Raw genomic sequence first — 13,173 nt, 5'->3', positions numbered from 1 at the left:
ACGAAACAGCGCCGTTCAGTCCGCTTTCGCGGTCGACGTCGTGACGTCCGGGTTCCGAAGGAGCGGCAGCGAGACGATCAGCAGGCAGCTACAGACCAGCACCGCACAGAGGACGTAGGTCAGCTGATAGCCGAACCAGCTGTCGACGGCGGGGAGCGCGATCAGCGGGCCGAGACTGAGGCCGACGTCGCCCAACACCTGATAGACGCCGCCCATCCGTCCGAGCTCGTCGCCAGGCGTGAGGTCGCCCAGGATCGCGAGCATCGCGGGGGCGGCCGCGCCCATGCCGGCGCCGATCAACACCAGCGCGCCGAACAGCGACTCGATCGTCGGCACGTACGCGATCAGGAGGAAACCCGCCCCCATCGACAGGAACGCGGGCACCGTCAGCAGCGTCCGGTCGCTGACCATATCGGAGATCCAGCCGGTCCCGACCGTCGTCCCGCCCATCGTGAGCACGCCGACGCCCATCACGACGCCGCTGATGCCCGCGGCCTCGAGGACGGCGAGCTCGAGGCCGTGGAAGTCCGCGAAGCGGGCGAGCGTCGAGAGGATGATCCCGCCCCAGAGGAAGCGGACGGTGAAGTTTCCGAACCCGATCAGCAACACGGTCGGCTGTCCGCGCAGCAGGGCCGGCACCTCGCCGAGCTTCGCCGATCTCGTGTCGGCACCGGCGTGGACGTCAGGGAGGACGAACGTCGCGACCGTGCCGGCGATCAGGGCGAGGATCCCGGCCGTGAAGAAGGCGATCTCCATCGAGGCGACGTCGGTCAGCAGGCCGCCGAGGATGAGACCGGTCGGGAACCCCAGCGACTGGCCGCCGCGCATGTAGCCGACCCAGCGGCCGCGGTTCTCCGAGGTCGTCACGTACGTGATCGTCGCGAACGCACCGATGAACACGAACGCGCTTCCCAGCCCCCAGAACGTCCGCGCGAGGACGAAGACGACGCCCGGGAGCGACACCTCGCCGAACCCGGGAATCGTCCCAAGGATGATCGGCGGCGTCCGGAGGCCTGCGATGTAGCCGAACGGCGCGAGCGCCTGCGTGAAGAGCCCGAGGATCATCGGCGTTCGCGCGCCGACGCGGTCGATGACCGTCCCGGCCGGCGTGTTCATGAATAGCCGCGCGATGCGGTTGGCCGAGAGGATCACGCTCAGCATCACCGTGCTGATCACGAGCCGCTCGTCGAGCAGCGGCAGCGTCGGGAAGGCAACGCCGGTGGCCACGCCGCCGAAGAAGATCCCGGCGATGACCGCGAGGGCGACGGTCCTGATCTCGCCGGTCGAGTACGTGTCGTCCGGCGTCGCGTCGTCGGTCATCGAAGTCGGTGTGTGATTTCGGTCATGCCGTGTTCAACGTTGTGATCGGTCGCTGTGCGGGGGTTCGCCCGGGATCAGATCGATCCGTACGTCCGTCCTCCCAAACTGCCGTTCGGGCGCCGAGTCGCTCGACGCTCCGGGTCCGTCCGGCTGAGGCTATCGAGTCATCCGCTCACGTATGCCTCCCGGAACTCCTCGCGGAGGACGGTCTTCCGCACCTTGCCGCTGCCCGTCTTGGGGAGTTCCTCGCGGATCTCGACGTACCGCGGGTGTTTGTACGGCGCGAGTTCCCCGAGGACGTACTCCTCGATCTCGTCCTCGTCGAGGTCCGCGCCGTCGCCCGTGACGACGGCGGCCGCGACCGTCTCGCCCCGTCGGTCGTCGGGAACGCCGAAGACCGCCGCCTCGAGCACGCCCGGGTGATCGTACAGCGTTTCCTCGATCTCTCGGGGATAGACGTTGTATCCCGCCGTCAGGATCATCTCCTTCTCGCGGCCCTTGACGTAGTAGTAGTTGTCCTCGTCGCGGGAGCCGATGTCGCCGGTCCGGAAGAAGCCATCTTCCGTAAAGACCTCCTCGTTCGCCTCGGGGTTCTTATAGTAACCGTTCATCACCTGTGGGCCATCGACGAGGATCTCGCCCTCTTCACCGACGTCGACCTCCTCGCCGTTCTCGTCGACGATCTTCGAGCGCGTGTGGCCGAGCGGTTGCCCGATGCTGCCGGCGCGGATCCCGAGCGTCGACCGGCGGAGCGTGTGCGTCGTCGCGGTCGTCTCCGTGAGGCCGTACCCCTCCAAGAGCGGCGCGTCGAACGTCTCCTCGAACTCCCGTTGCACGGGCTCGGGGAGTTTATCACCGCCCTGTCCCGCTTTCTGGAGCGACTCGAGGTCGTACGCCTCGGGATCGTATGCCTTGAGCAGGTCGTTGAACATCGTCGCGACCCCGACGAACGACGGGACGTCGTATTCGTCGAGCAACTCGAGGACGCGCTCGGGGTCCCACCGGTCGGGCCGCACGAGGTGGAGCGTCCGGCCGGCACACAGCGCGGCCATCATCTGGAGCAGCCCCGTGATGTGGTACATCGGGAGGATGATCAGTGCGTCGCCCTGAACGGGGCTGGCGCTGTACCCCGAGACGCTGGTGGCGATCTGGACGCGGAAGTTCCGATGGGTCAGTAGGACGCCCTTCGGGTCGCCGGTCGTCCCCGAGGTGTACGGCTGGAGCAGCACGTCGTCGTCCGACCGATCGACGATCTCGACCGAACGACTGTCGGCGGTCGTCGCGGCACCGCCGTCGCCGTCGCTGGTCGTTGCCCCACTGTCGTCCCCGGCGACGATGCCCACGGGTTCGTCGCCGAGGTCAGCGAGCGAGTCGCACTCGCCGTCGACGTCGCCGGCCAGCGCAGTCGTGAGGATCTCGGCCTCGAGGTCGGCGACGGCGTCGACGACGTGGTCGACGGGGTCCCCGGCGACGACGATCGCCGCCGCGGCGGCGTGGTCGACCTGATACTCGATCTCGCGGCGCCGATAGGCCGGGTTCAGCGGGCTGGCGATGATCCCGGCCCGACAGCAGGCCCAGATCACCGCACAGAAGTCGATGCCGTTGGGCACGTAGACGCAGGCCCGGTCGCCGGTCTCGAGGCCGGCGGCGCGGAGCCCGCGCTCGTAGCGGTCGATCGTCGCGTCCAGTTCGCGGTAGGTGACAGCCTCGCCGTCGTGTTCGATCGCCGTCTCGTCGGGGTACTCCGTGAGCGTCCGCTCGAGGAGATTGGCGACGTTGCCGTCGTACGGCGGCGACAGCAGCGACTCCGCCGGGACGAGCTCGCGGTCCATATGGGGCGTACTTTGACGATCTCCCTGAAAAATATATGGGTACTGGTAACACGGAACGGATTCAGACGGCGCTACTCCAGTCGGGGCGTCCCCGTGATCGTGATCGTCTCGCCGACGATGTACGACGAGGCCGGACTCGCGAGGAACTGCGCGAGGTCGGCAACCTCCTCGGGGGTGCCGATCGTCCGGTCGGCCGTCGTCCGGTCGATGGCGTCGGCGTCGTCGTCGACGCCCATCTGGGACTTAACGCCCTCCGTTGCGACGAGTCCGGGCGCGATACAGTTGACCCAGACGTCGTCCTCGGCCCAGTCGGCGGCGACCGATTTGGTGAAGTTGATCACACCGGCCTTCGCGGCACCGTAGTGGCTCATCTGGCGCGAGCCGCGCTGTCCGGCGACGCTCGCGACGTTGATGATCTTCCCGCCGTCGTGCTCACGCATGTACGCGCCCGCCGCCTGCGAGCAGTGGAACGTGCCGTGGAGGTTGATGTCGACGATGGTCTTCCAGCCGTTCTCGCTGATCTCCGCCGGCGGCGCCTGAAAGCTCGCCCCGGCGTTGTTGACGAGGGTATCGAGCCCGCCGAAGACGTCGACGGTCCGCGCGATCAGTTCGTCGACCGCCTCGCGGTCAGTCACGTCGCACTCGACGGCCAGCGCCTGCCCGTCGGCCTCGCTCTCGTTGATCGCCTCGGCGACGGGTTCGACGTTCTCCAGCTCCCGCGAGGTGACGACGACGTTCGCGCCGTCGTCGGCGAACCGCTCGACCATCGCCTTCCCGATACCGCTCGAGGAGCCGGTGACGACGGCCGTCTGTCCCTCGAGGCTGAACTGGGCCGTCGTCATCGCGACCGCCTTCCGACCGCTCGAGTCAGTACCGCCGCTACCGTCGCCGCCGTGGTGTTCGCTGACATACTACGTAGCGAGGTTCAACGACCGATCTGTTAAGTGGTTCGTCCGTTCGCTCCGGCGCGCGCTCGCCGGCGGCGGGCTCGAGATCGTCGGTCGAACGCTGCCTCTCGAACGCCCTCGGCTCGAGCGTCGTCGGCTCGGTGGTGCCTCGGGCGTCGTGGCCTCGACGGCGACGGCGACGCCGTCGGTACCTCTCGATCGACCGTGAGGAATACGCTTATAGAACTCGTCGCAAAACTCTCGTGGCAATGACGCGAACCCGGATCGGGCCGACGCCCCGGTCGTGGCCGGCGGATCGACGCGGACGAAACGGACGGCGACGCTCCGACGCACGAGGTGGTCGGCGTGCCGACTAAGTCGATGGACGAACTCGAGGCGATGGTTGGCGACTCGACGGTCACCGCCGAGGAGTTCCGGATCGAACGCGGGAAAGTCGAGGAGTTCGCGCGGGCGATCACGGAGACGGATCCGCTGTTCCGCGACGCGGACATCGCGCGCGAACGCGGGTACGAGGACGTCCCCGCGCCGCCGACGTACGCCCGCGTCAGTCGGTTCCCGCGGTATCGCCCCGAGGACCTCGAGGGGTACGGCTTCGATCTGGGCTTCCGGCCCGAGTACGTCCTCCACGGCGAGCAGCACTACGAGTACGAGCGCCCGCTGACGGTCGGCGACGTCCTGACGGGAGAGACGACGCTGGTCGACGTCTACCAGCGCGACGGCGGCCGCGCCGGGACGATGACCTTCGCCGTCTACGAGACCGAGTACCGCGACGAGAGCGGCGACCTCGCGCTCACCGATCGCGCGACCGCCATCGAGACCTCGGGCGCCGTGCAGGACGGTTCGGAGAGCGGCGACGAGGCCGACGGCTCGGATGCCGACGACGCGGACCTGGCGAGCGACCCGGAAGCGGCGGCCAACGGCGGGCAGGTACCCGCCGCCGAAAGCGTCGATGCGGTCGATTCGATCGACGCGGTCACCGTCGGCGATACCGGCCCGACGGTCGTCGTCGAGGACCTCGAGCGCAAGCACTTCGTCAAGTACGCCGGCGCGAGCGGCGACTTCAACCCGATCCACTACGACGAGCCCTACGCCCGCTCGGCGGGCAACGAGAGCGTCTTCGGGCAGGGGATGTTCACGGCCGGCGTCGCCTCGCGGGTCGTCACCGGCTGGTTCGATCTCGAGTCGGTCGCCTCGTTCGGCGTGCGCTTTCAGTCGCGGATCTTCCCCGGCGACGCGATCGTCGCGACCGGTGAGATCGTCGACCGACGGGCCGACGACGGCGTTGTCGAGATCGAGCTCGAGGCGACTAACCAGCGCGGCGAGACGCTGCTGACGGGGTCGGCGACGGCGGCGCTGGGCGACGACTGAGCGCGGTCTCGATTCGGTCCGTCTTTCGTGTGGGACTGCTCACCGAGACGTCCATAGCAGCGGCGCGCGCTGGTGACGTTCCCGGGCGATGCGAGGGGAGGTCGACGACGTGCGAGGGATGAGTGAGCGACCGACGGGAGCGAACGGTAGCGCGGAACCGGCGGTTCCGCGAACCGTGCAAGCTGGCATCGGCCCGCGAGCAGAAATCGAATGGGGAGGGTGTGGAAATCCCCGTCGCCAGTGCGAGTCGTTCGCTCGAGCCCTCGCGAATCACGGAAAATCGAGAATCCGACCGAACCGACGTCCCTCACTCGGGAACGAATACGGGCAGCGCGGCCTCGTCCGAGACCTGCCAGAACCGGACCTCGAGCGGATCGCCGATCTCGATCGCTTCGGGTTCACAGTCCACGAGCGCGAGCAGCCGCGGTCCCTCCGCGAGGTCGACCGCGGCGACGACGTACGGCGTCCGGTCTCCGAACCCGGGCTCGCCCGGCACGTGACACACCGTATAGGAATAGACCGTCCCGCGGCCCTCGCTCGGCTCGAACGGCGGATCGACGGCACTACAGCCGGTACAGACCGCCCGCGGGTACAACTGCGCGGTCCCGCACTCGTCGCAGTGCTGGTAGCGCAACTCGCCCTCGAGGGTCGCTGCCCAGAACTCCGTGTTCGCGCCGGTCGGGACCGGAACCGGTCCCGCCCACTCCTCGCGGCGATCCTCGACGGACGCGGTCGGTGCCGACTCGTCGGCAGTCATGCTTCCCTCCGCAAGACCACGGTGCTACTCGAGGACAGCACACCGCCGGTTCCGTGCGCAACGGCAACTTCAGCGCCATCCACCTGCCGGTCACCAGTATAATCGCCGCGTAACTGCCGCGTCGCCTCGATCAACACGAACACGCCGAAGTGGCCGGGGTGGCAGTACGAGAGCCCGCCGCCCTGCGTGTTCATCGGCAACTCGCCGCCGGGCGCGGTCGTTCCGCCCTCGACGAACGCGCCGCCCTCGCCCTTCTCGCAGAAGCCGAGGTCCTCGAGCGTCACCAGCGCGGTGTAGGTAAAGGAGTCGTAGAGCTGGGCGACGTCGACGTCGTCGTGGGTGATCCCGGCCTCGTCGAACGCCTTCGGCCCGGTCACGGCGGCGCCGGTCGTCGTCATGTCGGGCATCTCGCTGATGTCCTGTCGGTGGGTGCTCGTCGAGGCGATCCCCGCCACCGCGATTTCGGGCACTCCGAGCTCACGGGCTTTCGCCTCCGACACCAGCACGACCGCCCCACCGCCGTCCGAGACCAGACAGCAGTCCAGCAGATTAAACGGCTCGGCGATCCGCCGGGACTCGAGGACGTCCTCGACGGTGATGGGATCCCGATGTGCGGCCTTGGGGTTCATCGCGGCCCACTCGCGGGTCGCGACGGCGATCTCGGCGAGTTGCGCCTCCGTCGTTCCGTACTCGTGCATGTGCCGACGTGCGGCCATCGCGTAGGCGCCGGGCGGGCGGAAGAGCCCGGTCGGCCGCACGAAGCCGTCGACGGGGTGGGTCACCTCGAGCGACCGGTCCCGTCCCGGGCCGGTCTTGCGCGTCGAGCCGTAGGCGATTACGACGACGTCGGCCCGGCCGCGGGCCATGGCGTCGCCGACGTGGCCGCAGAAGTTCTCGAACGACGAGCCGCCGATCTCGGTACCCTCGAGCAGCGACGGCTTCTCGAGGTCGAGATACTCCGCGAGCACCAGCGCGGGCATGTAGTCGTCTCCGCCGGCGACCGCGACGCCGTCGACGTCCGCGAGGGTCAGCCCGCCGTCCTCGAGGGCGCGGACGGTCGCGATCCCGGCGTTGTCGAGCCAGTTTCGATCGGGCGTCGCTCCGAGGTCGCTCTCGGCGACGCCGGCGACGATCGGCTCAGCCACGGCGCTCCCTCTGTCGGGTTCGTCCGTTCATACCCCTCGTTTTTCCGACCCCTTCCAAATAGGTTGCGGATATTTACCACGGTGGATGGTCGCATGAACCACTCAGTCGGTGAGGACCGGGTCGGACCGCGGTATCCGGACGGATCGGAAGCGAAGACTGTCGCGTCCTCGCGCGGGAAGGGGCCGAAGTGGTCGTCCTCGCCGTCGACCTCGAGGGTCCCGAGAGGCCGACAATGATGATGATGACGACAACGACGATCGGGTGCAGCGACCGGCGCCTGATCAATGTCATCAATACCCATAGCTATTTACGCTCAGACCGGAATACCGGTGTATATGAGCGGAGATACGACGCGACGGAATTCGCAGAGCGGCGGTCTCGAAAACATCCGCGAGGCGTCGGACGCGGTGGAGAAGTCAACGGCTGCGGTGACCGTAGAGAAGGTCTGGGAGCGGTGGCGGACCGCCGGCGCCATCGTCGTGCTGGCGGTCACCAGCGTCCTGCTGTATCGGATCGACGGCTACCTGTCGATCGACTCGCAAGTGTTCGGCGGGATCACCCTTCTCATGCTGATCTACTTTCTCGCGACGCTCCGTTCGGACGTCTCGATGGAGTGACCGCAGCCGCCGCCCCCGGTGTCGATTGACGGCAGGTATTTTGTGCGCGCTGACGAATGCATCCGTCATGAACAGCGGGGCGAGGGAAACGTGATCGACTGGAAGTTAGACGGGTTCCTGCCCACGGAGCGGCAACCGGCGCCGGTACTGGAGTCCGCGGACGACCGCGACGTCTTGTTCGCCCGCGGCGCCGCGGCGGCGATCGACCTGTTCGTCTGCTACGTCCTGATCGAGTTCCCACTGATCTACGCGCTGAGTCTCGCGTTCAGCGAGCCCTATGAGGAACTGGGCGGCTACGTCGTCGTCCTCTCGCTGCTCGCGCTGTTGCCGATTTACGCCACCTACTCCTTCGTCCTCGAGTGGCGTTACGGCCGGACGCCGGGGAAGGTCAACCGCGACCTGCTGGTCGTCATGGCGGACGGTCGGCCGTGTACGTACCACGCTAGCGCCCTGCGGAACCTCCTGCGCTACGTCGATCTCCTCGGCGTGCCGCCGCTCGTGATCGGCGCCGTGTCGGCCCTCCTGACCGACGGACGCCGCCTCGGCGACCACGCAGCCGAGACGGTCGTCGTTCGCTCGACGGCGCCGACGGATCGCGACGCGGCGGTCTCGGCCGACGCGGACACGAGCGCGGCCGCTCGAGCGGGCGAGAACGGAGAGAGCTGACCGCCACGGTCGAGGCGCAGGCTCAGGCGATTCGGACGCCCGAGTCGGTGTCGAACAACTGGATGTATTCGTCCTGGAAAACGAGGCTGTACTCCTTGCCCTCGCCCTCGAAGTCGGGGTCGGTGACGACGACGATCTCGCCGAACTCCGTCTCGAAGAAGCTGTGGGTCGCATCGCCCAGCGGCTCGTCCAGCAGGTGCGTCGCCGGGATGCCCGCCGCGGGATCCTTGCTGACCGTGATGTACTGCGGGCGAAGGCCCACGCGGACGCTCTCGCCGGCCCACCCCTCGAGCCCGTCGCGGGCGAGGTCGTACTCGTAGCCGCCGACCGCGAGTTCGGCGGTCCCGTTGACGGCCCTGACGTTCCCGTCGAAGAACTGGGTCGACGGCTGGCCGATGAACTGACTGACGAACTGCGAGGCCGGTTCGTCGTACACCTCCTTCGGCGGGGCGACCTGCGCGAGTTTGCCGTCGTTGATGACCGCGACGCGATCGGACATGGTCATCGCCTCCTCCTGGTCGTGGGTGACGTACAGCGTCGGACAGCCGATCTCGTCGGTCACCTTCTCGACGACCGGCCGCAGCTCGGCCTTGAGCTTGGCGTCCAGATCCGACATCGGCTCGTCGAACAGGAAGATCTCCGGGTCGCGCACGAGCGATCGACCCAGCGCGACGCGCTGTTGCTGTCCGCCTGAGAGGTCCGCGGGCATCTTCTTCAGTTGGTCCGTGATTTGGAGCAGCTCCGCGGCCTCCTCGACGCGGGCCATGCGCTCTTCCCGCGAGAAGCCGGCGATCTTGAGGCCGTAGGCCATGTTCTCTTCGACGCTCATGTGCGGGTACAGCGCGATATCCTGGAAGAGCAACGCGATGTTGCGTTCCTGGACCGGCTTGTCCGTCACGTCGCGGTCGCCGAACTTGATTGTCCCGCTGGTCGGCTTGTTCAGCCCCGCGACACAGCGCAGCGTTGTGGTCTTGCCACAGCCTGACGGCCCGACCAGCGTCACGAACTCGCCGTCCTCGATGGTGAGGTCGACGTCGTCGACCGCGACGATTCTGTTGCCCGATTCCTCGTACACTTTCGTCAGATCCCGGATCTCGATGTCTGGCATGTGTTGGTGTGTCTCGTGGTGTTAATTATAGATTCGGTACGCTCTCAGAGGGCCCTGACCTGGAACCCCTTCAGCAGGTAGCTCTGCATGAAGTAGGCGAACAGCAGCGGTGGAAGCGTCATGGCCAGCGAGATCGCCATCAGGTAGGCGTCCGGCAGGAACTGCGCCTGTCCCATCGCCCGGAGGATGCCGGGGGCGAACGTCGTGGTATCGGTCTGGGGCAGGAGGATCTGCGCGAACGTGAAGTCGTTCCACGCGAGCGCGAAGGCGAACAGGGCCGCGGCGATGATCGCCGGTCGGCACTGGGGCACGACGACGTCGCGAAAGCCCCGCCAGCGCGAGGCGCCGTCGACCCAGGCCGCCTCCTCGTGGGCCTCCGGGATCGTCATGATGTACTTCCACATCAGCCACACCGCGAAGGGCATCGAGACGGCCGACAGCGCGATGATGAGCCCGACTCTGGTGCCGAGCAACCCGATGGACCGCCAGATCTGGTAGAGCGGGATGCCGATGACGATGGGGCTGAAGAGGTAGCCGATCAGGAGGATCCGCGCGAAGTTCTCCTTCTGCGGGAACTGGAGTCGCGCGAGGCCGTAGCCGGCGAGCAGCGAGACGATGACGACCGTGACGATGGTCCCGATGGCCACCACGACCGTGTTGAACATGTAGGTGTACATCTCCGGCTCCGTGATGACCGTGAAGTTATTCAGCGTGAATATGTCGGGCGTGGGGAAGACAGTGATCCTGTTCTCGACGGTCCCGTACTCGGTGAAGGCGAGCTGGGTCATCCAGTAGATCGGCCAGGCGCCGACGAGTACGATAATCGCGGTACTGACGAGTTTCAGCGCCTCGAAGAGGCCAGTCTCACGGTCGTACGAGAGGCCGAAGATGCCTCCCGGTGGTTCTTTCTGGCTCATGTGGTCGTCTCCACCTCCTCGCTGGGATTGAAGATCTTGAAGTAGACGACCGCCGACGCCAGCAGAAACAGGAACATGACGACGGCGATCGCGTTCGCGAGTCCGTACGCCTGATCGGTGTAGACGGTCTTGTAGGCGAGCACGGGGAGCGTGGTCGTAGCGTTACCGGGGCCGCCCTGCGTGAGCTGCCAGATGATGTCGAACTTGTTGAACATGAAGATCGACCGGAGTAGGACGACGACCAGGACGATCCCCATGAGGCGGGGCAGGGTGATGTCGCGGAACATCTGCCACCGGTTCGCGCCGCAGATCTTCGCCGCCTCGTAGAACCGGTCGGGAATCGCGCGCAGCTGCGCGAGCGTGAAGATGGTGACGAAGACGGCGAACTTCCAGCTCCCGATGAGGATCAGCAGCCGCATGGCCCAGCCGCGCGAGCCCAGCGGGGCCGTCTGGCTGCTCCACAGGTTGAACCACTCGGCGCCCATCATCTGGAACACGCCGCCGGGCGGATCGAACACTCGCAGCGCCACCAGCGAGACGATGATCGTCGGGATCAGATAGGCCGTGAAGACCACTGCGGTGAGGAGCTTCTGACCGCGGGTGATGCGGTTGAGCACCAGCGCCATCCAGAGCCCGACGACGAGCTGGATGAGCGTGCTGCCGACCATGTAGACGATCCCCCGCCACAGCGAGCCCCAGAACGTGGCGATGTTCATGACCTCGCGGTAGTTCTCGAGGCCGACCCACTTCCACTCGGGGTTGAGCGTGTGGATGTTGTGTAACGATGCCCAGAACGCGAACGCGATCGGGAACACCGCGATGAGAACGTACAGTACGACGACGGGGAGAACGGTAGCGACTCCGGCAACGGTCTCCCGCTCAACGGGTAAATGGTCCCACGGGATATACGCCCCGCGGGGTCGTATCGATTCTCCGGTTTCACTGGCCATATCTAGGAATCCTCTTCACCCATGTATGTTAATGTCACGGTCGCCCGTAAACGGTTCGTTCCACGCCGAACGCGGGAAATGAGGGATCGATGCCGTCGCGGTCAATCAACCGAACGTCTCCTGGGCCTCCTGGAACGCCTGCTCGAGCTGCCCGAGACCCCATTCATAGGCCTCCTGGACGGTCATCGAGTCGGTGACGACGCTGTTGACCATCTCGCCGTAGAACCACTGGCGTTGCATGTACAGCGACTCGGGCGAGGAGATGTTGGCCTCGTCGACGCTGCCGTAGTGGTTGCCCCAGATCTCGTCCTGACAGTACTGGAGCTTCTCGAGCAGGTGGGGGTGGGCCTCGAAGATGCCCTGGCTCTGGAACGCGTCGGACTCGATCACGTCGGAGTAGGTCGGCAGGAACCGGCCCGGATCCGCCTCGTAGAACCGCACGGTCCGCTCCATGCTGTCGGCGTAGAGCCACTCGAACCACTGCTTGACGTCCTCCGGCCTGTCGCCGTTCGAGAAGACGTGATAGCCGTCCGGCGCCGGTGCGGACAACCAGTTCTCGTCCTTGTCGATCTCTCCCCAGGTCGGGTACGCCCGGACCTGGGTGGCCTCGGCCAGCCCGCGGAGGGCGTCGCTGTCCTGGGCCTCGGCCGTGAGCGCAGTGACGCCGACCGGCCAGGCGTTGAGGTGATAGCACTGCGCGTACTGACCCTGGACCCACTGGCTGAGCGACTCCGCCCAGCCGATGCTGGTCGGGTCGGGCGAGTACTGGGAGAGCTCCTTCATATACTGCAGCACCGTCGTCACCTCCTCCTCGGGAAAGTGTATTTCGAGTTCCTCGCGCGCGTCAGGGTCCTTCCAGCGGAGGCCGATGCCGGAGACGCCCGCGCTCGCCAGGAGTACCAGGAACTCGTCTTGGCTCTTGCCGGTCGGCATCCCGGCCAGTCCGTACCCGCGGGCGTCCACGTCGTCCGCCTCGTCGATGGCTTGGGCATTGTCGAGGACGTCCTGGAAAGTCTTCGGTTCCTCCAGCCCGAGCTGTTCGTAGATGTCCGCCCGATACTGGAAGTTCGAGACGTACAGGCCGTGGGGGATCTGGTAGAGTTCGTCGCCCTCACCGAGGAACGCGTTAGTGTTGATCTCCCCGTTGACCTCCTCGATCGACGAGACGACGTCGTTGACGGTATCGAGCTGACCGGTTTCCCAGATGTCGGCTACCTGGTCGAACGTCGATGTGTTGGCGTCCGGCGGATTACCCGACTGGATTAACTGGGCGAGTCGACCCTCCTGGGTGCCGGACATTCCCCCTTCCTCGATGTTCATCGGGATGTCAGTCTCGTCCTCGAACTCCGACTCGAGCTCTCCCCAGAGCTGTTCCCACTGGCTGTTGTAGTAGTCCGTGATGAAGTGGACGTCACCGTCGCCGCCACCGCCACCCAGACAGCCCGCCACGGCTGCCGCCACTCCGACACCGGTTCCCGTCAGTACCTGACGTCTATTGAAGTTGCTTTTCGACATCTGTGATCAATCCACGCACGTACAGTGCTAACAGGAACCACCCATATAAAACCTCATTATTTATTCTGA

Annotated in this window: 12 protein-coding genes; 3 read left to right on the top strand and 9 right to left on the bottom strand. The window is 66.3% G+C overall.

The window, feature by feature from the left end:
* Positions 1-15: 15 nt before the first annotated feature.
* From HTUR_RS11550 to HTUR_RS11540, 3 genes are all read right to left on the bottom strand, one after another.
* Positions 16-1,320, bottom strand: a complete 1,305-nt coding sequence (locus HTUR_RS11550) for an MFS transporter (protein ID WP_012943504.1) — start codon at positions 1,318-1,320, stop codon at positions 16-18.
* A 164-nt stretch (positions 1,321-1,484) separates the two neighbouring features.
* Positions 1,485-3,152 (bottom strand): class I adenylate-forming enzyme family protein, encoded by a 1,668-nt coding sequence (locus tag HTUR_RS11545; RefSeq protein ID WP_012943503.1) that lies wholly within the window; start codon positions 3,150-3,152, stop codon positions 1,485-1,487.
* A 71-nt stretch (positions 3,153-3,223) separates the two neighbouring features.
* Positions 3,224-3,994 (bottom strand): SDR family NAD(P)-dependent oxidoreductase, encoded by a 771-nt coding sequence (locus HTUR_RS11540; RefSeq protein WP_012943502.1) that lies wholly within the window; start codon positions 3,992-3,994, stop codon positions 3,224-3,226.
* A gap of 426 nt (positions 3,995-4,420) precedes the next feature.
* Here HTUR_RS11540 and HTUR_RS11530 point away from each other — a divergent pair, with 426 nt between their 5' ends.
* The gene (locus HTUR_RS11530; protein ID WP_012943501.1) at positions 4,421-5,428 is read left to right on the top strand and encodes an FAS1-like dehydratase domain-containing protein; all 1,008 of its coding nucleotides are present in this window, start codon (positions 4,421-4,423) and stop codon (positions 5,426-5,428) included.
* A gap of 307 nt (positions 5,429-5,735) precedes the next feature.
* Here the strand turns inward: HTUR_RS11530 and HTUR_RS11525 are convergent, their stop codons facing one another.
* A complete protein-coding gene (locus HTUR_RS11525; protein ID WP_012943500.1) occupies positions 5,736-6,185 on the bottom strand; it encodes a Zn-ribbon domain-containing OB-fold protein in 450 nt (149 codons plus the stop codon).
* Positions 6,182-7,330 carry an acetyl-CoA acetyltransferase gene (locus HTUR_RS11520; RefSeq protein ID WP_012943499.1) on the bottom strand — a complete coding sequence of 383 codons (1,149 nt, stop codon included), beginning with the start codon at positions 7,328-7,330 and terminating at the stop codon, positions 6,182-6,184. Before HTUR_RS11520 ends, HTUR_RS11525 begins: the two co-directional genes overlap by 4 nt.
* A gap of 336 nt (positions 7,331-7,666) precedes the next feature.
* Between HTUR_RS11520 and HTUR_RS11515 the strand changes: the two genes are divergently transcribed.
* A complete protein-coding gene (locus HTUR_RS11515; protein ID WP_049941711.1) occupies positions 7,667-7,948 on the top strand; it encodes a hypothetical protein in 282 nt (93 codons plus the stop codon).
* 90 nt (positions 7,949-8,038) lie between these two features.
* Positions 8,039-8,614 (top strand): RDD family protein, encoded by a 576-nt coding sequence (locus tag HTUR_RS11510; protein WP_049941710.1) that lies wholly within the window; start codon positions 8,039-8,041, stop codon positions 8,612-8,614.
* Positions 8,615-8,636: 22 nt separating this feature from the next.
* Here HTUR_RS11510 and HTUR_RS11505 read toward each other — a convergent pair whose 3' ends face one another.
* From HTUR_RS11505 to HTUR_RS11490, 4 genes are all read right to left on the bottom strand, one after another.
* Entirely contained in the window at positions 8,637-9,722 is a 1,086-nt protein-coding gene (locus HTUR_RS11505; RefSeq protein WP_012943496.1) for an ABC transporter ATP-binding protein, read from the bottom strand.
* Positions 9,723-9,766: 44 nt separating this feature from the next.
* Positions 9,767-10,639, bottom strand: a complete 873-nt coding sequence (locus HTUR_RS11500; protein ID WP_012943495.1) for a carbohydrate ABC transporter permease — start codon at positions 10,637-10,639, stop codon at positions 9,767-9,769.
* Entirely contained in the window at positions 10,636-11,589 is a 954-nt protein-coding gene (locus HTUR_RS11495; protein WP_012943494.1) for a carbohydrate ABC transporter permease, read from the bottom strand. The genes HTUR_RS11500 and HTUR_RS11495 overlap by 4 nt, the downstream gene beginning before the upstream one ends.
* A gap of 105 nt (positions 11,590-11,694) precedes the next feature.
* Positions 11,695-13,050, bottom strand: a complete 1,356-nt coding sequence (locus HTUR_RS11490; protein WP_226377441.1) for an ABC transporter substrate-binding protein — start codon at positions 13,048-13,050, stop codon at positions 11,695-11,697.
* Between the last annotated feature and the right edge of the window lie 123 nt (positions 13,051-13,173).

It is taken from the genome of Haloterrigena turkmenica DSM 5511 (assembly GCF_000025325.1).
Classification (GTDB): domain Archaea; phylum Halobacteriota; class Halobacteria; order Halobacteriales; family Natrialbaceae; genus Haloterrigena; species Haloterrigena turkmenica.
This window is presented reverse-complemented; position numbering and strand designations above follow the sequence as displayed.

Coding starts and splice junctions, on each gene's coding strand:
- HTUR_RS11550 (WP_012943504.1), bottom strand. CDS start 1,320: ATGACCGACGACGCGACGCCGGACGACACGTACTCGACCGGCGAGATC.
- HTUR_RS11545 (WP_012943503.1), bottom strand. CDS start 3,152: ATGGACCGCGAGCTCGTCCCGGCGGAGTCGCTGCTGTCGCCGCCGTAC.
- HTUR_RS11540 (WP_012943502.1), bottom strand. CDS start 3,994: ATGACGACGGCCCAGTTCAGCCTCGAGGGACAGACGGCCGTCGTCACC.
- HTUR_RS11530 (WP_012943501.1), top strand. CDS start 4,421: ATGGACGAACTCGAGGCGATGGTTGGCGACTCGACGGTCACCGCCGAG.
- HTUR_RS11525 (WP_012943500.1), bottom strand. CDS start 6,185: ATGACTGCCGACGAGTCGGCACCGACCGCGTCCGTCGAGGATCGCCGC.
- HTUR_RS11515 (WP_049941711.1), top strand. CDS start 7,667: ATGAGCGGAGATACGACGCGACGGAATTCGCAGAGCGGCGGTCTCGAA.
- HTUR_RS11505 (WP_012943496.1), bottom strand. CDS start 9,722: ATGCCAGACATCGAGATCCGGGATCTGACGAAAGTGTACGAGGAATCG.
- HTUR_RS11500 (WP_012943495.1), bottom strand. CDS start 10,639: ATGAGCCAGAAAGAACCACCGGGAGGCATCTTCGGCCTCTCGTACGAC.
- HTUR_RS11495 (WP_012943494.1), bottom strand. CDS start 11,589: ATGGCCAGTGAAACCGGAGAATCGATACGACCCCGCGGGGCGTATATC.